We start from the raw sequence: 20,154 nt of genomic DNA, 5'->3' as shown, positions 1-20,154 counted from the left end.
CACATGACGTTCAAGGTTGGCGAGACCGTCGTCTATCCCCATCACGGGGCCGCGCTCATCGAGGCGATCGAGACCAGGATCGTCAAGGGCGAGGAAAGGCCCTATCTCCGGCTGAAGGTCGCCCAGGGCGATCTCACGCTCATGGTTCCCACCGACAAGGTCGAGTATGTCGGCGTCCGCGACGTCGTCGATCAGAACGGGCTCGACCGGGTGTTCGAGGTGCTGCGCGCCGAGTACACCGAGGAGCCGACGAACTGGTCTCGTCGTTACAAGGCCAACCTGGAGAAGCTCGCCTCCGGCGATGTGATCAAGGTGGCCGAGGTGGTGCGCGACCTGTGGCGGCGCGACCGCGAGCGCGGCCTGTCCGCCGGCGAGAAGCGGATGCTCGGCAAGGCCCGCCAGATCCTGGTGAGCGAGCTCGCGCTCGCCGAGTGCACCAACGAGGACAAGGCCGAGCACATCCTGGACGAGGTGCTGGCCTCCCAGGCCAACCCCGCGACCAAGGCTTAAGACCCCTTTCCGATCGCGTTCGACGCTCTGATCGATCGCCGCGGTTCACAGCGGTTACAGTGACCCTCATGGCGACCGAGTCCACTCCCGCGCGCACCGCCGCGCTCGTTCCGGCGGCCGGGCGCGGCGAGCGGCTCGGCCCCGGAGCACCCAAGGCGCTGCGCGCCATCGGCGGCGAGCCCATCCTGCTGCACGCGGTGCGCGGCCTGCTCGCGTCCGGGCGGGTGGACCTCGTCGTCGTCGCGGCCCCGCCCTCCGAGGAGGGCGTCGCCGAGGTGCGCCGGATGCTCGCCGGGCTCGGCCCGGTGACGATCGTCCCCGGCGGTCCCACCCGCCAGCAGTCCGTCGCGCTCGCGCTGGCCGCCGTGCCCGCCGAGGGCTACGACGTGATCCTGGTGCACGACGCCGCCCGCGCGCTGACCCCGCCGGCCACCGTCGCGGCCGTGGTCGATGCGGTCCGGTCCGGCCATCCCGCGGTGATCCCGGTGCTCCCGGTCGCCGACACGATCAAGTCCGCGGTGCCGGGCGAGGACCCCGCCGAGTTCCCCGCCGTAGGGCAGACGGTCGACCGCAGCGGCCTGCGCGCCGTGCAGACCCCGCAGGGCTTCAGCCGCGACACGCTCACCCGCGCGCACGCCGCGGCCGGCCACGACGCCACCGACGACGCGGGTCTGGTCGAGAGCCTCGGCGAGCCGGTGACCATGATCCCCGGGCACGTGGAGGCCTTCAAGGTCACCACCCCGTTCGACCTGGTGCTGGCCGAGGCCGTGCTGAACAGGCGTGAGGAGCCGCAGATGAACCCCGTCGTCCCGCTGGTCGGCATCGGCGTCGACGTGCACGCCTTCGCCACCGAGCAGGACGTCGAGGTCGAACCGCGTCCGCTGCGGCTGGCCGGTCTCGACTGGCCGGGCCAGCACGGCCTGCTCGGCCACTCCGACGCCGACGTCGTCTGCCACGCCGCCTGCAACGCCCTGTTCTCCGCCGCGGGCCTGGGCGACCTGGGCTCCAACTTCGGCACCGCCGAGCCCGAGTGGAAGGGCGCCGCGGGCACCGTCCTGCTCGCCGAGGCCGCCCGCCGCGTGCGAGCCGCCGGATTCGTCATCGGCAACGTGGCCGTCCAGGTCGTCGGCGTCCGCCCGAAGATCGGCCCCCGCCGCGCCGAGGCCGAGGCCGTCCTCGCCGAGGCCGTCGGCGCGCCCGTCCGGCTCAGCGCCGCCACCACCGACGGGCTCGGATTCACCGGCCGCGCCGAGGGCCTCACCGGAATCGCCACGGCCATCGTCTTCCCGGTGAGCTGACGAACCGGGTTTCGTCCGGCATGCTGGAGCGGTGACCGCGATCTCGGCAATGCTCATCGTCCCGGACGCCACCCGCGCGCTCGCCTGGTACGCGAGCGCGCTCGGCGCCCGGGAACTGTGGAACCTCGGCGGCGTCGCCGGTCTGGAGATCGACGGCGCGCCGTTCTTCCTGCACGAGGTGAACCCGCGCAATCCCACGGAGACCAGTCCCGCGCAGGCCGGGGCGACGAGCACGCGCATCGAGCTGTTCGCCGACGACCCCGACTCGTTCGTCGAGCGCGCCGTCGCCGCCGGAGCCACCGCGGGCGCGGCCGTCGAGGACCACGAGGTGCCGTGGGGAACGCACCGCCAAGGCGGCTTCACCGATCCGTTCGGCCACCGTTGGTCGGTCGGGGACGCCTCGCCACTGCAACGATTCCCGCGCTGACCAGCGGATCGGCCGGCCAGCGGATCGTCCGACTCGGATTCGCCCGGCCAGCGGATCGGCCGGGCCAGCGGATCGTCCGGCTAGCGCATCAGGCGTCTGCCGCGCGTGCGCTGAATCTGCGCGACGATGCTGAGCGCGGCGGCCCGGCCGGGGACGCCGCTGACGGCGCCGCCGCGCAGTGCGCCCGAGCCGCAGATCACGACGTTCGGGATCTGGGTCTCCACACCCCACGAGCCCGCCACGCCGCTGCCGGTCGCCCACGGCCAGGACAGGTCGCCGTGGAAGATGTGGCCGCCCGGCATCGCGAGCCTGGCCTCGACGTCGAGCGGGCTGAGCGCCTCGATGCACGGCTTGCCGTCGGCGTCGAGCGTGAGGCATTCCTCGATCGGCTCCGCGAGGTACCTGTTGAGGCCCGCGAGAGCGAGCTTCACGGCACGGTCCTTCGTGCCCTCCTCCTTGAACAGGCGCGCGGGGGTGTGCAGGCCGAACAGTGTGATCGTATGGATGCCGCTGCGCGCCGCCTGAGGGCTCAGGATCGTGCGGTCCGTCAGCGTGTGGCAGTAGGCCTCGAAGGGCAGCGGGTCGGGCAGCCGCCCGGACTCCGATTCCTGATACGCCTCCGCCAGCCGGCCGGCCGACTCGTCGACGTGGAACGTGCCCGCGAACGCCGTCTCCGCGGTGATCCCGCTGCGCAGCCGGGGCAGCCGGTCGACGACGAGGTTGACCTTCAGCTGGTTGCCCTCGGGTGGCGGCGCGCCGTCGTTGCCGAGCAGACGCGCGAGGACCGGCGGCGCGACGTTGGCGGCGACGTACTTCGCGTCGATCCTGTGCTCGCCGTCGGGGGTCCGATACAGCACGCTGGCACGCCGTCCGTCGGACTCGACGAACGTCACCTCGGCGCTCGTGCGGATCACCGCGCCCGCCTTGACCGCGGCGCGTTCCAGCGAGCCGGTCACCGCGCCCATGCCGCCGATCGGCACCCGCCACTCTCCGGACGCGCTGGCCATCACGTGGTACAGGAAGCAGCGGTTCTGAATGAGGGTCGGATCGTACGCGTAGGTCTGAGTGCCGATCAGCGCGTCCGTGAGCACCACGCCGCGCACGTCGTCGTCCTCGAAGGTGCGGTCGACGATCGTGCCGAGCGGCTCCTCCATGAACTCGTTCCAGAAGGACGATCCGCACGCCTCGCGCACGGCCTTCATCACGACGCCCTTGCCCGGCATCGGCTCCAGCAGCGTGGGCGCGATGACCTTGGCCGCCTTGCCGATCTGGTCGTAGAAGCGCTGCCAGGCCTGCCAGTCGCGGTCCGAGCCGGTGATCCGGCGGAAGGAGTCCACCGTCGCCGCGCCGGGCCTGCGCTCGACCAGCAGGCCGTCGTCGCGGCCGTCGCGCAGCACGGGGGTGTAGGAGGCGACCGGCCGGGAGCGCAGTTCGACGTCGAGCTCGAGGTCGCGGACCACCGCGTACGGCATCAGCGCGACCAGGTAGGAGAACGCGGAAAGCCGGGCCTCGATCCCCGGGAACAGCTGCTCGCTCACCGCGGCGCCGCCGACGTGGTCGAGCCGCTCCAGAACCGTCACCCGGAGCCCGAACCTGGCCAGATACGCGGCGGTCACCAGCCCGTTGTGCCCGGCGCCGAGGACGACCACATCGGTCTCCTCCGGCGCACTCAACCCTGCGTCAGTGGCACTGAGCTCGCGCCCGTCAGCGGCATCTGCCATGTGCACTCCCGTCCGAACGGTCAGTGTCTCCACGTTATATGCCCCGTTCCCCACCGGGTAGCCGTTGATCGCTCCCGGCGTGGCTTCCCCGGTAGCAGTCGTCTGTTCACCGGGAGGACACCCGCTGCCCGCTCCGATTCCAGTTCTGTCATTCAGCATCTCTAACGGTCGTTACATCTCGCTCATGACTACAGCTGGAGATCTTGATGAACTCGTGGACCCGACGGCCGGCGTTCGGTGCCGCCGTGGCCGGTGCCCTCGCGCTGGGCACCCTGGCCGGCTGCTCTAGCTCCTCGAACGCGTCCTCCGTGTCAGGCGGCAGCGGCGACGTCACCCTGGTCGTGTACTCCTCGCAGGGCTATGACTCGGCGGTGACGAAGGCCTTCACCAAGGCGACCGGCATCCCCGTCTCGCTGGACGACGACAGCACCGGACCGCTGCTGGCCAAGGTCGGCGCCGAGCGCAACAACCCGCAGTGGGGCCTGCTCTGGGTCGACGGCGACACCGCCTTCGCGACCCTCGACAAGGAGGGCCAGCTGCTCGACTACAACCCCGGCGTCACGCTGACGTCCGCGGGCGAGACCCTGGTCCCCTCGGACCACGCCTACAGCCCGGTCAGCACCACCGCCGTGCCGGCGCTGATCTACAACGCCGCGAAGGTCACCGCCGTTCCGAAGACCTGGCAGGACCTGCTCGGCGCCGCGTACAAGGACAAGGTCGGCATGAACGACCCGTCGCAGTCCGGCCCGACCTACCCGCTGATCGCCGGCCTGATGAACGAGCTGGGCGGCGAGTCCGGCGGCGTGGCCGCGGGCGAGAAGTACCTCTCCGAGCTCAAGGCCAACGGCCTGCAGGTGCACCCGACCAACGGCGACACGCTGCACGCGCTGGAGACCGGCCAGATCGACTACGGCCTGATCCAGTCCTCCGCCGCGGCCGGCGAGGTCGCCACCGCGAAGAAGAGCGCGAACTACGACCCGAAGGTCGTCTACCTGGGCACCACCACGCTGCTGCCCGGCGTGATCGGCATCGACAAGGGCGCCTCGGCCAAGGTGCAGCAGGAGGCTGAGAAGTTCGTCCAGTACGTGCTGTCCGCCGCCGGCCAGGCCGTCATGCAGACCGGCGACCCGACGGGCGACTCGCTCTACTGGCCGATCGTGCCCGGAATCGAGCCGGTCAAGGACATCGGCACCATGCCGGCCACCTACCAGCGCATCGACCCGTCCTACTGGGGTCCGCTGGAGACCCAGGTCAACACCTACTTCGACGAGAACATCAAGTAACCACCGATGACCGTGACCACGCTAGTCGCACCGGCCACCGCGCGGACCCGCGCGGTGGCCGGCTGGGCGCGCAAGGCGCCGTTCGCGCTGTTCTGGCTGCTCGTGGCGGCGATCCTGCTGCTGCCGATCCTGCTGTTCCTGCTGGTCGCCTTCAGCCCGAGGCTGTTCGACCAGGGGACGCAGTGGTTCGCCCTGAGCAGCTTCCAGGGCGCGTTCCAGGGCCCGATGCTGCAGGGCATCGCCGACACGCTGCTCATCGGCGTCGTCACCGCGGCGCTCTCGGCAATCGTCGGCTTCGCGGTGGCCTGGATCGTGCAGCGCACCCGCGTGCCGGGGCGACGGCTGTGGTCCGGCTGCATGTTCGCGCTGCTGCTCGTCCCCTCCTACCTGATCGCGCTCGGCTGGGAGCGGCTGCTCGAGCCCTCCGGCGTACTCGATCTGCTGCACGTGCCGGACAGCGTGGCCCGCGGCCTGCTGTTCGGACCGGTCGGCGTGATCGGCGTGCTGACGGTGAAGGGCATCCCGTTCGCGTACCTCGCGATCTCCGCCGGCCTGCGCGGGCTCGGCGAGGAGTTCGAGGCGGCGGTGCGCGTGCACGGCGGCGGCAGGTGGTCCGTCACCCGCACCGTGGCCGCGCTGCTCGCCCCGGCGATCTGGTCCTCGCTGGCCATCGTGTTCGCCGAGTCGATCAGCGACTTCGGCGTCGCCTCGACGCTGGCCAACGACGCGCACTTCCCGGTCGCCACCTTCGAGCTCTACAGCGCCGTGGACAACTTCCCGGTGCAGTTCCCGGTGGCCGCCGCGGTCGGCTGGATCCTGCTGGCGATGGCCGGCCTCGCGCTGCTCGCCCAGCACGCCGCGCTGCGCAACCGCAGCTACCGGGTGCTCGGCGGACGCGCCCGGCCCGCGCGCCGCCGCGAGCTGTCCAGGCCCGGCACGATAGGCACGCTCGCCGCGATGGTGCTGCTGTTCATGCTCTGCCTCGGCGTGCCGACCTTCGGCGCCATCTCGGCGTCGCTGATGACGGGCCTCGGCACCCTCGAAGGCGGGGCGAACTTCAGCTTCGGCAACTACACCAGGGCCCTGACATCGCCCGCGCTCTACCAGCCGCTGGAGTACTCGGCGCTGCTGGCGACGATCACCGCGACGGTCACCGTGCTCATCGGCCTCGTCGTGGCCCGGCTGCTCACCTCCCGGCACGGCCGCAGATCGGCGCGGATGCTGGACCTGCTGCTGATCACGGCCGTCGCGCTGCCCGGCATCGTGTTCGCGGCCGGCTACATCTTCACGTACAACCTGCCGATCGTGAACGACGCCGGCATCCACCTCTACATGACGACGACGCTGCTCGTGCTCGCCTACATAGCCACGTCGCTGCCCGCCGCCTCGCGCGTGCTGTTCGGCAGTGTCGGCCAGGTGCAGGAGTCGCTGCGCGAGGCGTCCCGGGTGCACGGCTCGAACGCGGCCGGCTCCTGGCTGCGCGTCATGCTTCCGCTGCTCGCCCGGCCGCTGCTGTCCGCCTGGTCGCTGACCTTCGGCGGCACGCTGCTGGAACTGCCGGTCTCGCAGCTGCTCTACCCGCCGAACGACCCGACGGTCTCGGTGGGCATCGAGCGGGCGCTGTCGACGTACGACTACGCCGGCGGCACGGCCATGGAAGTGATCGCCGTGCTCGCCGCGCTGGCCGTGATCGGCCTGGTGTGGGGCATCTTCCAACTGGTCGCACCGGCCGGTTGGCGTCGACTGGGAAGGACGTCATGAACAGTCTCGATGATCGGGGCGGCCACCGCGTATCGCTCGTCGGGGCCGGCAAGCGGTACGGCGCCGTGCGCGCGCTGGCCGGGGTCGACCTGGAGGTCGAGGCCGGCCGCTTCCTGGTGCTGCTCGGCCCCTCTGGCTCCGGCAAGACCACCCTCGTGCGCGCGCTGGCCGGGATCGAACGGCTCGACGAGGGTGAACTGCGCATCGGCGACCGCCTGGTGAGCGCCCCGCGCACGCACGTGCCGCCAGAGCAGCGCGACCTCGCGATGGTCTTCCAGGACTACGCCCTCTGGCCGCACCTGAGCGCCCTCGGCAACGTCGGATACGCCCTCAAGCGGCGGAAACTGGCGGCGGATCAGTCCAGGGCCCGGGCCATGGAGGCCCTTGAGCGGGTCGGCCTCGCCGGCCTCGCCGAGCGCTACCCGCACGAGCTGTCGGGCGGTCAGCAGCAGCGCGTGGCGCTCGCCCGGGCGATCGTGGCCCAGCCGGGACTGCTGCTGTTCGACGAGCCCCTGTCGAACCTGGACACCGACCTGCGCGAGCGGCTGCGCGTCGAGATCTCCACGCTCACCCGCCAGTCCGGTGCGACCGCCGTGTACATCACCCACGACCAGGCCGAGGCCTTCGCGCTCGCCGACATGATCGGCGTGCTCGACCAGGGCCGCCTGGTCCAGCTCGCGGACCCGGAGACGCTCTACCACCGGCCCGCGACGCCGTTCGTGGCGGGATTCACCGGCCTGAGCGGCGAGCTGACCGGCACCGTCGTCGGCCGCGAACCGGACGACTTCTACGTCGTCGAGGTCCGCGACTGGCGGGTGCAGGCCAGGTCGGCGCACGCGCTGAAGGCGGGCGACGCCGTGCGCGTGCTGATCCGCCCCGCCGCGCCCGCGTTCGACGAGTCCGCCGACGCCGCTGACGCCGCCGACGCCGCCGCGTCGTCCGTCGGTAGCCTCTCCGGCAGCGTCTCCGGCACCGTGATCGACGTCGCCTACCGCGGCCGCGGATACGACCACGTCATCGCGTGCGGGGACCGTCATCTCACCTCGGTCTTCTCGGCCCGCCCGTGGGCCCGCGGCACGCACGCGAGGCTTTCACTGGATCCCACAGGTTGCATCGCCTTCCCGCTTAACGACGCGGCCCAGATCAGTTACGATGACGAAGTAACAACTGTTACGGCGGGCCAGGAATCCGCCGCGATCAACCAAGGAGTCACCGAATGACCGGCACCGGAGGCGCACTGTTCGCCGCCGTGTTTCTGGCCTGCGCGGTAGAAGCGGTCGAGGCGGTGACCATCGTGCTCGCCGCCGGAACGGCCCGCGACTGGAAGTCCGCGGGCTACGGCGTGGGCGCCGGTCTGGCCGTGCTCGCCGTGATCACCGCCGTGCTCGGCCCCGCCGTCACCGCCATCCCGCTCGGCGCGCTGCGCCTGGTGGTCGGCGGCCTGCTGCTGATCTTCGGACTGCAGTGGCTGCGCAAGGCGGTGCTGCGGGCCAGCGGCCACAAGGACCTGCACGACGAGGACGCGATCTTCGCCCGCGAACTCGCCGCGGCCAAGTCGGCCCAGGCGCAGACCAGGTTCTCCGTCCCCGACTGGTACGCGTTCACGCTGTCCTTCAAGGGCGTGCTGCTCGAGGGCCTCGAGGTCGTCTTCATCGTCCTGACCTTCGGCGCCAACGCGCACGACGTCCCGCTGGCCGCCCTGGCAGCGGCGATCGCCGTCGTCCTGGTCGTCGCCGTCGGCCTCGCGATCAGGGCGCCGCTGGCCAAGGTCCCCGAGAACACGATGAAGTTCGTGGTCGGCGTGATGCTCACCAGCTTCGGCATGTTCTGGGGCGCCGAGGGCGCCGACGCGCACTGGCCCGGCGACGACGCGGCGCTGCTCGTCATCGCCCCCTGCGTCGCGGTCTACGCGCTGGTGTGGGTCTCCGTGCTGTGGCGCAGCGCCCCGCGCGCGGCCGAGCCGTCGCCCGCGTCCGAGCTGATGGGAGCCTAGGGATGAACACCGTGGTTAAGCGCCTGAAGGACTTCGGCGCGTTCTGGTACGACTTCGTCGTCGGCGACGACTGGCGGGTGGCCGTCGTCGTCCTGCTCGCGCTGCTGGCGACCTTCGGCCTGTCCAAGACCTCGGTCGCCGCCTGGTGGCTGATGCCCGCGGCCGTGGCCGTGATCCTCCCGGTCAGCCTCTGGAGCGCCAGGAAGCGCTGACCGCGCAGCGGTATCTCAGACGGGTCAGGGGCGCCGACCTGAAGTCGGCGCCCCTGACCCGTCGTCATGCCGTATGCCGGCGCCTCGATGGCGCCCCGATGCCGTATCTACGGCGTCCTCGTACGAGGCCGTCCCGATGCAGTCTCGATGCTGTCCCGATGCCGTGCCAGGCCGCCCCTCAGTGCCCCTCTGCCTCTTCCGCGTAAACCCGAGCCGCGTACTCCTCCAGCGCCTGCTCACAGGACGCGAGCGCCTCGAGCGTGGCCGCCCGCCGCGGCGCCCCGAACACGTCCCGCTCGGTGATCTTCGTCAGCCAGTTGCGCAGCTTGACGAGGTCCTCCTCGTTCTCCTCCAGCTCGGCGTACGTGTAGTGCCCCGCGTCGTACTCCTTCTGGAGCTGCCCGTGGAAGTCCTGGCACTTGTCGACGATCTCCTCGTACTCGTCGTCCCGAGCCGCCTGGAAGACCGCCAGGATGTCCTGCTGCCCGGCCAGCGCCTGCGACGCCAGCAGCTGCGCCGTGCCCCCCATCTCCAGGATCTCCCGCCGCAGCTTCCGCAGCGCCCGCTCCGCCGCCGTCCCGGCCGGCAGCGCCGCCACCGAGTTCTGCAGATACACGGCCCCCAGCCCCTTCAGCCGCCGCCACACCGTGGCGCGCAGCCGCGTCGGCTCCGAGGGGATGCGGTAGATCAGGACCAGCCACGAGGACCCGTCCGCTGCGGTGGGCGCGGCCGCGGCCTGCCCCGGCGTTTCGTCGGTCACGCACTCCAGTCTGCCGCATCCGGACGCGGCAAGGGGCTCGCCGGAGGCGCCCCGCGAGCCCCTTCACTCACCGTTTACTGGCAGTACCCGAACACGTCGAGGACGAGCTCGCTGGGGCCCGGGGCTCTGGTTGGGTCCGGGGCTCTCGTTGCAGAGCCGGAGTCCGGTCGATCGACCAGGGCTGGAAGCGAGAGCCGACGAGGGGACTCGAACCCCTAACCACCTGTTTACAAGACAGGTGCGCTGCCAATTGCGCCACGCCGGCGGATGCGGTTGTCGGCCGCGGGCGGCGGTTGTGCCGTGGGCGGGCCGCTGCCATGGTACCGGGAGCCGGGGGGTGCGGACAGCCGAATAGGGCTGGGCGCGCCTCTTGGCAAAAGGATCGTAAGACTATACGGTCACGTAAGGTCCGCTTCGCCTCCTCATCGGCGTACGCGGGCCATGACCTTCCAACTCGGATCGTCCGGCACGTTCCTGCCGGTTGAAAGGGTGTACCTCACCATGGCTGGTGTCATCTACGAAGACGCTTCCTGCGTCTACCCGGGGGCCGAGCGGCCCGCCGTCGACAAGCTCAACCTCGACATCCAGGACGGCGAGTTCCTGGTGCTCGTCGGGCCCTCCGGATGCGGCAAGTCCACCTCGCTGCGCATGCTGGCCGGCCTGGAGGAGGTGACCTCCGGCGAGATCCGCATCGGTGAGCGGGACGTCACCAACCTTCCGCCGAAGGACCGCGACATCGCGATGGTCTTCCAGAACTACGCGCTCTACCCGCACATGACGGTCGCGGACAACATGGGCTTCGCGCTGAAGATCGCGGGCACGCCGAAGGCGGAGATCCGGGCCAAGGTCGAGGAGGCGGCGAAGCTGCTCGAGCTCACCGAGTACCTCGGCCGCAAGCCGAAGGCGCTTTCCGGCGGTCAGCGCCAGCGTGTCGCGATGGGCCGCGCGATCGTGCGTGAGCCGAAGGTCTTCCTCATGGACGAGCCGCTCTCGAACCTGGACGCGAAGCTGCGTGTGCAGACCCGCACCCAGATCGCCTCGCTGCAGCGCCGCCTCGGCATCACGACCGTCTACGTCACGCACGACCAGGTCGAGGCCATGACGATGGGCGACCGCGTCGCGGTGCTCAAGGACGGCCTGCTGCAGCAGTGCGACACCCCGCGCGCCATGTACGAGAAGCCGGCCAACGTCTTCGTCGCGGGCTTCATCGGCTCGCCGGCGATGAACCTGATCGAGGCCCCGATCGCGGACGGCGGCGTGGACTTCGACGGCGCCATCGTGCCGATCGACCGCGAGACGCTGGCCCGCGCCGAGGGTTCCACGGTGACCGTGGGCGTCCGGCCCGAGTCCTTCGACCTGCAGACGGACGGATCGCAGGGCGGTATCAAGGTGCAGGTGAACGTCGTCGAGGAGCTCGGCGCCGACGCCTTCGCCTACGGCACCGCCAAGGCCAACGGCAAGGACGTCGACGTGATCGTCCGCGTCGACGCGCGTAACACCCCGGCCAAGGGCGAGGACCTGTACGTCGTGCCGAAGGCCGGCGAGACGCACGTCTTCGCGTCGGGTAGCGGCGCCCGTATCTCGTAGTAAGCGGAGCAGATCGAGGAGGGCCCCGTCCGGCGTCAGCCGGGCGGGGCCCTTCCGCCTTGAGCGGCGGATTTCGTCGAGCGATGGATTCTCGCTGGGCGGCGGATTCTCGTCGAGCGGCGGATCTACAGGCGGCCGGCGTTCTTGCGGCGCTGGGCCACCTCGTAGAGGGAGATCGCGGCGGCCACGCCGGCGTTGAGCGACTCGGTCGCGGCGGCGATCGGGATGCGGACCGTCAGGTCGCAGGTCTGCTCCACGAGGCGGGACAGGCCCTTGTCCTCCGCGCCGACGACCAGCACCAGCGGGTCGCTGCCCGCCTCCAGGTCGGCCAGGTCGAGGGTGCCGCCGGCGGCCAGGCCGACGACGGTCAGGCCCTGCTTCCGGTACGACTCGAGGGTCCGGGTCAGGTTCCCGGCCTGGGCGACAGGCAGGCGCGCGGCGGCGCCCGCTGAGGTCTTCCAGGCGCCCGCGGTCATGCCCGCGCTACGCCGTTCGGGGACGACGACGCCGTGGGCGCCGAAGGCCGCCGCCGAACGGATGACCGCGCCGAGGTTGCGGGGGTCGGTGACGCCATCGAGGGCGACGATCAGCGGGGTGTCGCCCGCGTCCTGGGCGCGCACCACGAGATCGTCCGGGTGCGCGTACTCGTACTGCGGGATCTGCAGCGCGACGCCCTGGTGGATGGCGCCGTCGGTCAGCCGGTCCACCTCCTGGCGCGAGACCTCGAGGATCGGCAGCGCGCGCTGCGTGGCCAGGGTGATGGCCTCGCGCACGCGGTCGTCGATGTCGATTTGCGCGGCCACGTACAGCGTGGTCGCCGGGATCTCGGCGCGCAGCGCCTCGACCACCGAGTTGCGGCCCGCGATCAGCTCGCTGATCTGACGGTTCGCCTTGTACGGGACCTTGGGGCGCTGGCCCCGGCCGCCGCCGGTGCCGGCCGCGCGCTTGGCGGCCGCCGCGGCGCGCTTCGCGGCCGGGTGCTTGGTCCGGTCCACCGCCTTCGGCGTCGGGCCCTTGCCCTCGAGGCTCTGGCGGCGCTGGCCGCCCGAGCCCTTCTGCGCGCCCTTGCGCGAGGATCCCGCCTTGTTGCCGCGCCCGCCGAGGCCGCCGCCCTTACCGCCTGCCATGATGCGGGCCTTTCTGATGGGTGGTCACTACGTCTTCTTCAATGCGCTGCCCGGCCCGCTTCAGCCGAGCGACCAGCGCGGTCCGGCCGGGGTGTCCTCGATCTGGACCCCGGCCGCGCCCAGCTGGGCGCGGATCGCGTCGGCCGCGGCGAAGTCCTTGCGGGACCGCGCGGCCTGCCGCTGCTCCAGCGCGACGGCGACCAGCTTGCCCACGGTCTCCCGCAGGTCCGCCGCCGCGCCGCCCGCCGTCTCGTCGGCCCACGGCTCGGCCAGCGGGTCGAGTCCGAGCACGCCGAGCATCGCCCGGGTCTCGGCCAGCCGCTGCGCCGCGGCCTCCTTGTCGCCCGCCGCCAGCGCCACGTTGCCGGCGCGCACGGTGTTGTGCAGGACGGCCATCGCCTGCGGAACGCCCAGGTCGTCGTCCATCGCCGCGGCGAACTCGGCCGGGACCTCGGGGGACGGCTCGACCAGCCCGGCGAGCTCGATCGCCCGGGTGACGAACTGCTCGATCCGGCCGTACGCGACGGCCGCCTCCTCGATCGCCTCTTCCGAGTACTCGACCATGGAGCGGTAGTGCGGGGACGCGAGGTAGTAGCGCAGCACCACCGGACGGTGCCGCCGGGCCACCTCCTCGACGTTCATCGCGTTGCCGAGCGACTTGCCCATCTTCGCGTCCTTGACGGTCACCCAGGCGTTGTGCAGCCAGTACCGGGCGAACTCGTCGCCGGCCGCCTTGGACTGGGCGATCTCGTTCTCGTGGTGCGGGAAGATCAGGTCGATGCCGCCGCCGTGGATGTCGAAGGCCTGGCCGAGGTACTTGTGCGTCATGGCCGAGCACTCCAGGTGCCAGCCAGGACGGCCCGGACCCCAGGGGCTCTCCCAGAACGGCTCGCCCGGCTTGGCGCCCTTCCACAGCGTGAAGTCGCGCGGGTCCCGCTTGGCGTTCTTCGGATCGGCGTCGTCCGCGCTCAGCATGTCGTCGAGCTTCTGGTTGGAGAGCGCGCCGTACTCCGGGAAGGAGCGCACGTCGAAGTAGACGTCGCCGTTCGCCGGGTACGCGTGCCCGCGCTCGATCAGCTCGGCGGTCATCGCGATCATCTCGGGGATGTGGCCGGTCGCGCGCGGCTCGACGGTCGGCGGACGGCAGCCGAGCAGCGTGTAGGCGGCGGTCGCCTCGCGCTCGTACCTGCTGGCCACCCGCCAGTACTCGACGCCCTGCTCGGCCGCCTTGCGCAGGATCTTGTCGTCGATGTCGGTGACGTTGCGGCAGTAGGTGACCTCGAACCCGCGGTACTCGAGCCAGCGCGTCAGCACGTCGAAGACCAGACCGAAGCGGATGTGCCCGACGTGGGGCGCGCCCTGGACAGTCAGCCCGCAGCCGTAGACCGAGACCTTGCCCGGAACCAACGGGACAAAGTCACGCACGCTGCGTGTGGCGGTGTCGTAAAGGCGGAGAGTCACAGTCCAAGGTTACCGGGAGATCGCGACTGGAAGCTCCCGGAATGCGTTTCGGCGGCGATGGCTCAGGGGAGGCTGTACTGATTCCCGGCGGTCCGCACGGCCAGGCCGTCCTCCAGCAGGCTGCGCAGCGCCCTGCCGCGCTGCGCCTCGTCGGCCCACGCGGCGAACAGCACGTCCGCCTCGACCGGCGCGTGCGCCTGCCTGAGCACGGCGAGCAGCGCGCCGCGGCACTGCCGGTCCGTGCCCGCGTAGCTCTGGCCCTTGCGCGCGGGGCCGGTGTGCTCGGGGCGCCCGGCCTTCCGCCAGGCGCACAGCTCGGCGGCCGGGCACGCCGCGCAGCGGGGGTTCTTGGCGGTGCAGATCAGCGCGCCGAGCTCCATCGAGGCCGCGGCCCACGCGGCGGCCCGCGACGGCTCCTCGGGCAGCAGGCTCACCGCCAGCGCGCGCTCGGCCGCGCTGACCGACGTCGCAGGGTACTGCTCCCCGGAGTACGCGCGGGCCAGCACCCGGCGCACGTTCGTGTCGAGCACGGCGTGCCGGCGGCCGTACGCGAAGGAGGCGACCGCCGCCGCCGTGTAGTCGCCGACGCCCGGCAGAGCCCTGAGTTCCTCGTATTCGGCCGGCACGACCCCGCCGTGCCGCTCCGCGATCGCCGCGGCGGCCGCGTGCAGCCGCAGCGCGCGCCGCGGATAGCCGAGCCTGCCCCAGGCGCGCACGGCCTCGCCGCTGGATTCGGCGGCCAGGTCACCGGGCTTCGGCCAGCGCTCCAGCCAGGCCTGATACACCGGCAGGACCCGGTTGACCGGTGTCTGCTGCAGCATGAACTCGCTCACCAGCACACCCCAGGCGCCCGCCTCCGGCCGCCGCCAGGGCAGGTCGCGGCGATGCTCGGCGTACCACCCGAGAGTGACTTCGATGACGGACATGAGAATATTCTCCCATCATCGAAAACGCACACTGAACATCCGGCGCAGTCTCTCTCGCATGCCCTAAGGTGACGTCCCGTGGGAACCTTCCGCAATCCGGTGGGTCCGCTGCCTGCCTCGGTCTACTGGCGGCGGCGCATCGTGCTGCTCGGAATCCCGCTGTTCACGATAGCGCTGGTGGCGTACGCGTGCTCCGGCACCTCCGGCTCCCCGCAGAACACGGCCGGACCCGGCGCCGGGAACACGGCGAGCTCCAGCCCGACCGGGGTCATCACGCCGGGGTCGAGCGAGACGGCGTCCGGGCCGCCCGGGAACTCCTACCCGACCGGCACGGTCACCACCGGCAGCGCCGGGGCCGGGAGCGGCGGCACGGGGACGGCCTCCGCGAGCGGTAGCGCCGGGTCGAGTTTGAGAGCGGGCGCGACGCAGGCCGCGTCCGGCGCCGAGGCCGGCTGCGCGCTGAGCCTGACGATCGCGCTGGACCGCACCTCGTCCTCCGGGACCGTGCAGTACCCGGCCGGCACCTACCCCACCTTCAAGATCTCGGCGACCGACACCGGCTCGGCCAACTGCACCGTGGACGTCTCCGGCAAGGGCCTCGTGGTGAGCGTGATGCCGCTCGGCACGACCAAGCCGATCTGGACCTCCGAGGTCTGCTCCGGCGCCAGCGACCTACGGGTGCTCGGGCCGGGCGACGCGCAGAGCTTCCCGGTCGTGTGGAAGCGCTGGGAGACGCAGGGCACCACCTGCCCGGTCTCCAAGCTGCCGACCGTCCCGCAGGGCACGTACACGGTGAACGCCGAGGCGAACGGGATCACCACCAGCGCCGTGGAGTTCATCCTCGACTGAGGCCCGCGGCCGGTGATCCGGCGTCAGCGTCAGACGTAGCGCTCCAGGATCGAGGACTCGGCCAGCCGGGACAGGCCCTCGCGCACGGTCCTGGCCCGGGTCTCGCCGACGCCCTCCACCGCCTGCAGGTCGGCGACCGAGGCGGCCAGCAGCTTCTGCAGCCCGCCGAAGTGGTCGACGAGCCGGTCGATGACCGTGCCGGGCAGCCGCGGCACCTTGGCCAGCAGCCGGTAGCCGCGCGGCGAGGCGGCGCCGTCCAGCGCCTCCGAGCTGCCGGAGAAGCCGAGGGCGCGGGCGACGGCGCCGAGCTCGAGCAGCTCGCCGCGGTCCAGCGCGTCGAGGTCCGCCACCGTCTCCGGCACGGTCTTCGCGCGCCGGCCGGTCCGCTCGATCAGGTAGTCCCTGGCCACCAGCTCGCGGTCGGTGTCCACGCCGGCGACCAGCTCGTCCAGCTGGAGCTCCAGCAGCCGGCCGTCCACGCCGAGCTGCACCACGTAGCCCTCGATCTCCTGGGCGATCCGGCGGACCATCTCAAGGCGCTGCGCCACCTGGGCCACGTCGCGGACCGTCACCAGGTCCTCGATCTCCAGCGCGGAGAGGGTGCCCGCCACCTCGTCGAGCCGCAGCTTGTACCGCTCCAGGGTGGCCAGCGCCTGGTTGGCCTTGGACAGGATCGCGTTCGAGTCCTCCAGCACGGTCCGCACGCCCTGGTGGTAGAGCGCGATCAGCTGCATCGACTGGCTGACCGAGACCACCGGCAGGCCGGTCTGCTTGCTGACCCGCTCGGCGGTGCGGTGCCGGGTGCCGGTCTCCACGGTCGGGATCGCCGGGTCCGGGACCAGCTGCACGCCGGCCCGCACGATCCGCGCCCCGTCCCGGGTGAGCACCACGGCGCCGTCCATCTTCGACAGCTCGCGGACCCGGGTGGCGGAGAACTCGACGTCCAGCACGAAGCCGCCGGTGCAGATCGACTCGACCGTCTTGTCGAAGCCCAGCACGATGAGCGCGCCCGTGCGCCCGCGCAGGATTCGCTCGAGACCCTCGCGCAGCGGGGTGCCGGGAGCCAGCGTGGCGAGCGTCGAGCGCTGCAGATCCTGGTCCGTGGGGTCGGTGGCTGCCATGCGGGACGCTCCGTTGCTTCCGGGCTTGGTTCGTGGGCATCGGATGGCGCCGATGCCGCGGGCCGGGACGGTTGGCTCGCTGTCCCGAATCACTGCGGTCGATAGCTGTACCGAATCGCTGTACCCGATTCTAGCGGCTGATCATCGTATGCAGGGCGGCAAGCGAGTCGGCGATGTCGGAGACCTCGACGACGCGCATCCCGGCGGGCGGCCTGACCGTCTCGCCGCCCGGCGCCGGCCGCGGCACGAGCGCCGTCTTGAAGCCGAGCCTGGCCGCCTCGGACAGCCGCCGGGCCAGACCGGCGACCGGCCGCACCTCCCCGGCGAGGCCGAGCTCGCCGAAGGCCGCGACCGTCGGCGGCAGCGGCGCGTCGATCGCGGCGGTCGTCATCGCCAGCGCCACGGCCAGATCCGCGGCCGGGTCGACCAGCCGCACCCCGCCGACCGTCGCCGCGAACACGTCGTTCTTGGCCAGCGGCACCCGGCCGCGCCGCTCCAGCACGGCCATCACCATGGACACCCGGGAGCCGTCGAGCCCTGACGTGGCCCGCCGCGGCTGCGGCAGCGGAGAGGGCGCGACCAGCGCCTGCACCTCGCAGACCAGCGGCCGGCGGCCCTCCAGGGTGACGGTCACGCAGGTGCCGGGGACCGGGTCGGAGCGCTGCGACAGGAAGAGGCCTGAGGGATCGGGCAGGCCCTTGATCCCCGACTCCCGCATCTCGAAGCAGCCGATCTCGTCGGTCGGGCCGTAGCGGTTCTTCACCGCGCGCACGATGCGCAGGGTGGAGTGCCGGTCGCCCTCGAACTGCAGGACCACGTCGACCAGGTGCTCGAGCACGCGCGGGCCGGCGATGTTGCCGTCCTTGGTGACGTGGCCGACCAGGATGGTGGCGAGGTCCTTCTCCTTGGCGATCCGGATCAGCGCCGCGCACACCTCGCGCACCTGGGTGATGCCGCCGGGCACGCCGTCCACCTCGGCCGAGGCGACCGTCTGCACCGAGTCCAGGATCAGCAGGCCCGGCTCGACCGCCTCGATCTGGCCGAGTACAGCGGACAGGTCGGTCTCCGCGGCGAGGTAGAGGTCCTCGTGCAGGGCGCCGATGCGGTCCGCGCGCGAGCGGACCTGGGCCGCCGACTCCTCGCCGGTGACGACGAGGGCGGGCCGCTCGCCCCCGGCGCACGCGGCGGCCACCTCCAGCAGCAGCGTCGACTTGCCGACGCCGGGCTCCCCGGCGAGCAGCACCACGGCGCCCGGCACCAGGCCGCCGCCGAGCACCCGGTCGAGCTCGTCCACGCCGGTCGCGCGGGCCTTGGCCATCGTGGCGTCGACCTGCCCGATCGGCCGGGCCGGCGCGGAGACCGGTCCCGCCTTCACCGTGCGCGGCTTGGGCACGCCGAGCTCCTCGAGAGTGCCCCAGGCCTGGCACTCCGGGCAGCGGCCGAGCCACTTCGCCGTGGTCACGCCGCATTCGGCGCAGCGGTAGCCCGGGCGAGCGGGTTTCGTCGAGTTCGCCATGAGACAAGAAGGTATAGGCAGGCGCCGACAGCGCGGCGAGGGCCCGGCGGCGGCTGCGGCGTGGCGGCGGCACGGCGTGCCGGGTGACGTGGACGCGGCTGCGGTCGCGGACGGCGGACGGTGGACCGCGGGCGTGGACGGCGGACGGTGGACCGCGGGCGTGGCAGGAACGCGCCCGGTGAACTTTCCGGGTATTTCCGGATCTTTCCGGCAAGGCGAGATAACGTTTGCACCCGCGCAGTGGATTTCAATTCAAGTCATGGCTTAGCGTCCTGTGCCGTGAGCGACCGGGATTTGGTGACCACCCTGCGGGCCGGCGACCGGCTGGCGGCGGGGCAGGTCTATGACGTTTACGGCACCAGGCTGTACGCGTACTGCCACGAGTTGCTGGCCGACCCCCGGCTGGCCGCCGACGCACTGCGCGACACCTTCATCGTGGCCGTCAACCGGATCCGCGAGCTGGCCGAGCCGGAGGAGTTCGGCGCCTGGCTGTACGCACTGGCGCGGGCCGAGTGCGACCGCGTCGGCATCAGCGACGACGCCCCCGCCGACGCCGCCAGCGCGGCCCGCGGCGACCGGCTGGCGCGGCTGGCGCTCGACGTCTACTCGATGCTGGAGCCGGAGGAGCGCGAGCTGCTCGACCTGGCCTTCCGGCACCGCCTGGTGGACAACGACCTCGCGCTGGTGCTCGGCCGCGACGAGTCGGGGATAGCCGTCGAGGTGACGCGGGCGCAGGCCGACCTGGAGACCGCGCTGCTGGTCGTGCTCGCGGCCCGCACCGGCGAGCCGCGCTGCGACGAGGCGGCGCAGGCCGGCCGGCAGTTCGACGAGATCGACGGCAAGGGCGTCCCCGTCTGGCTGCGCGCGGCGAGCAAGCACGTCGAGGGCTGCGCGGTCTGCGGCGACGCGATCCGCAACCGCCGTCCGCTGCGGCTGTTCGAGGAGCTGCCGCACGCGTTCATGCCGCCCGGCGTCCGCTCGCGGGTGCTCGAGGCGCTGCGCGACCCGGCGGGCGCCGCGTTCGCGGAGCAGATCGTGGAGCGCTCCGGCAAGTTCGACGCGAACGGCTTCCCGACCGGCGGCGGCCGCGGCGGCGGCGGCTTCTCCGCGGTCAAGAAGTGGATGCTGCCCGGCGCGGGCCTGGTGGCCGCCGCGGCCTGCGCGGTGGCGCTGGTGATGTACATGACGAACGACCACCCGGCGGCATCCGCGGACGTCACGACCACCTCGTCGTCGACCGGCGGCTCGGTGAGCACGGCGTCGACGTACGCGGAGCTGGCGGCGTCGAGCGCGAGCGGCAGCGCGAGCACGTCGGCGAGCGCCTCGGCCTCGGCGACGACGAGCAGCGCGGCGGCGACGACGGTGACGACGGCAGCGGGGCAGCAGACGACGGCAACGACCGCGGCAGCTCCGACGACGAAGACGACAACGTGCGTCACCGTGACGACCACCAAGACGGTGACAGTGAAGACATCGGTGCCGGTCACCATCACGGTCACGCCTTCGGACAGCGCGTCGCCGGTATACACGACGACGTCCATGTCCCCGACGACTACGACGTCCGCGTCGCCTGTCACCTCCAAGTCCTGCAACTGATCAGGC

18 protein-coding genes and 1 tRNA gene are annotated in these 20,154 nt (G+C 71.9%); 11 read left to right on the top strand and 8 right to left on the bottom strand.

Annotation, left to right across the window (positions count from 1 at the left end):
• Nucleotides 1-3 precede the first annotated feature (3 nt).
• The 3 genes from KDK95_RS06200 (at nt 4) to KDK95_RS06185 (ending at nt 2,235) form a co-directional block, all read left to right on the top strand.
• Nucleotides 4-510 carry a CarD family transcriptional regulator gene (locus tag KDK95_RS06200; protein WP_212517043.1) on the top strand — a complete coding sequence of 169 codons (507 nt, stop codon included), beginning with the start codon at nt 4-6 and terminating at the stop codon, nt 508-510.
• 68 nt (nt 511-578) lie between these two features.
• Nucleotides 579-1,808: a 2-C-methyl-D-erythritol 4-phosphate cytidylyltransferase gene (gene ispD / locus KDK95_RS35565; RefSeq protein WP_249160424.1), complete on the top strand. Its 1,230-nt coding sequence runs from the start codon at nt 579-581 to the stop codon at nt 1,806-1,808.
• Nucleotides 1,809-1,839: 31 nt separating this feature from the next.
• A complete protein-coding gene (locus KDK95_RS06185) occupies nt 1,840-2,235 on the top strand; it encodes a VOC family protein (protein ID WP_212517042.1) in 396 nt (131 codons plus the stop codon).
• An 80-nt stretch (nt 2,236-2,315) separates the two neighbouring features.
• On the opposite strand, the gene KDK95_RS06180 is transcribed toward KDK95_RS06185, so the two are convergent.
• Nucleotides 2,316-3,956: a phytoene desaturase family protein gene (locus tag KDK95_RS06180; protein ID WP_212517041.1), complete on the bottom strand. Its 1,641-nt coding sequence runs from the start codon at nt 3,954-3,956 to the stop codon at nt 2,316-2,318.
• A gap of 206 nt (nt 3,957-4,162) precedes the next feature.
• Here KDK95_RS06180 and KDK95_RS06175 point away from each other — a divergent pair, with 206 nt between their 5' ends.
• From KDK95_RS06175 to KDK95_RS06155, 5 genes are read left to right on the top strand one after another with little or no spacing between them, the layout of a single operon-like run.
• Entirely contained in the window at nt 4,163-5,239 is a 1,077-nt protein-coding gene (locus KDK95_RS06175; protein ID WP_212517040.1) for an ABC transporter substrate-binding protein, read from the top strand.
• A gap of 6 nt (nt 5,240-5,245) precedes the next feature.
• Nucleotides 5,246-7,000, top strand: coding sequence for an ABC transporter permease (locus tag KDK95_RS06170; RefSeq protein ID WP_212517039.1), 1,755 nt, complete (start codon nt 5,246-5,248; stop codon nt 6,998-7,000).
• Nucleotides 6,997-8,220 carry an ABC transporter ATP-binding protein gene (locus KDK95_RS06165; RefSeq protein WP_212517038.1) on the top strand — a complete coding sequence of 408 codons (1,224 nt, stop codon included), beginning with the start codon at nt 6,997-6,999 and terminating at the stop codon, nt 8,218-8,220. Before KDK95_RS06170 ends, KDK95_RS06165 begins: the two co-directional genes overlap by 4 nt.
• Nucleotides 8,217-8,993, top strand: a complete 777-nt coding sequence (locus KDK95_RS06160; protein ID WP_212517037.1) for a COG4280 domain-containing protein — start codon at nt 8,217-8,219, stop codon at nt 8,991-8,993. Before KDK95_RS06165 ends, KDK95_RS06160 begins: the two co-directional genes overlap by 4 nt.
• A gap of 2 nt (nt 8,994-8,995) precedes the next feature.
• Nucleotides 8,996-9,205: a hypothetical protein gene (locus KDK95_RS06155; RefSeq protein WP_212517036.1), complete on the top strand. Its 210-nt coding sequence runs from the start codon at nt 8,996-8,998 to the stop codon at nt 9,203-9,205.
• 178 nt (nt 9,206-9,383) lie between these two features.
• Here the strand turns inward: KDK95_RS06155 and KDK95_RS06150 are convergent, their stop codons facing one another.
• Both KDK95_RS06150 and KDK95_RS06145 read right to left on the bottom strand, forming a co-directional pair.
• Nucleotides 9,384-9,965, bottom strand: coding sequence for a Chromate resistance protein ChrB (locus KDK95_RS06150; RefSeq protein WP_212517035.1), 582 nt, complete (start codon nt 9,963-9,965; stop codon nt 9,384-9,386).
• Between the two features lie 192 nt (nt 9,966-10,157).
• Nucleotides 10,158-10,230 (bottom strand) — tRNA-Thr (locus KDK95_RS06145).
• A 236-nt stretch (nt 10,231-10,466) separates the two neighbouring features.
• Here KDK95_RS06145 and KDK95_RS06140 point away from each other — a divergent pair.
• Nucleotides 10,467-11,552: an ABC transporter ATP-binding protein gene (locus tag KDK95_RS06140; RefSeq protein WP_212517034.1), complete on the top strand. Its 1,086-nt coding sequence runs from the start codon at nt 10,467-10,469 to the stop codon at nt 11,550-11,552.
• A 125-nt stretch (nt 11,553-11,677) separates the two neighbouring features.
• Here KDK95_RS06140 and rlmB read toward each other — a convergent pair whose 3' ends face one another.
• The 3 genes from rlmB to KDK95_RS06125 form a co-directional block, all read right to left on the bottom strand.
• A complete protein-coding gene (gene rlmB / locus KDK95_RS06135; RefSeq protein ID WP_212517033.1) occupies nt 11,678-12,679 on the bottom strand; it encodes a 23S rRNA (guanosine(2251)-2'-O)-methyltransferase RlmB in 1,002 nt (333 codons plus the stop codon).
• A 60-nt stretch (nt 12,680-12,739) separates the two neighbouring features.
• Complete coding sequence (gene cysS / locus KDK95_RS06130; RefSeq protein WP_212517032.1) at nt 12,740-14,140, bottom strand: cysteine--tRNA ligase; 1,401 nt, start codon at nt 14,138-14,140, stop codon at nt 12,740-12,742.
• A gap of 62 nt (nt 14,141-14,202) precedes the next feature.
• Complete coding sequence (locus KDK95_RS06125; protein WP_212517031.1) at nt 14,203-15,066, bottom strand: HhH-GPD family protein; 864 nt, start codon at nt 15,064-15,066, stop codon at nt 14,203-14,205.
• 78 nt (nt 15,067-15,144) lie between these two features.
• Between KDK95_RS06125 and KDK95_RS06120 the strand changes: the two genes are divergently transcribed.
• Complete coding sequence (locus tag KDK95_RS06120; protein WP_212517030.1) at nt 15,145-15,915, top strand: hypothetical protein; 771 nt, start codon at nt 15,145-15,147, stop codon at nt 15,913-15,915.
• A 29-nt stretch (nt 15,916-15,944) separates the two neighbouring features.
• Here KDK95_RS06120 and disA read toward each other — a convergent pair whose 3' ends face one another.
• Together disA and radA are read right to left on the bottom strand one after the other, a co-directional pair.
• Nucleotides 15,945-17,036: a DNA integrity scanning diadenylate cyclase DisA gene (disA, locus tag KDK95_RS06115; protein ID WP_212517029.1), complete on the bottom strand. Its 1,092-nt coding sequence runs from the start codon at nt 17,034-17,036 to the stop codon at nt 15,945-15,947.
• A gap of 130 nt (nt 17,037-17,166) precedes the next feature.
• Nucleotides 17,167-18,552 carry a DNA repair protein RadA gene (gene radA, locus KDK95_RS06110; protein WP_212517028.1) on the bottom strand — a complete coding sequence of 462 codons (1,386 nt, stop codon included), beginning with the start codon at nt 18,550-18,552 and terminating at the stop codon, nt 17,167-17,169.
• Between the two features lie 279 nt (nt 18,553-18,831).
• Between radA and KDK95_RS06105 the strand changes: the two genes are divergently transcribed.
• Entirely contained in the window at nt 18,832-20,148 is a 1,317-nt protein-coding gene (locus KDK95_RS06105) for an RNA polymerase sigma factor (protein WP_212517027.1), read from the top strand.
• The last annotated feature ends 6 nt before the right edge of the window (nt 20,149-20,154 follow it).

It is taken from the genome of Actinospica acidithermotolerans (assembly GCF_018139625.1).
Taxonomy (GTDB): domain Bacteria; phylum Actinomycetota; class Actinomycetes; order Streptomycetales; family Catenulisporaceae; genus Actinospica; species Actinospica acidithermotolerans.
The sequence above is the reverse complement of the archived record's forward strand: the minus strand, read 5'-3'. Positions and strand labels throughout refer to the sequence as shown.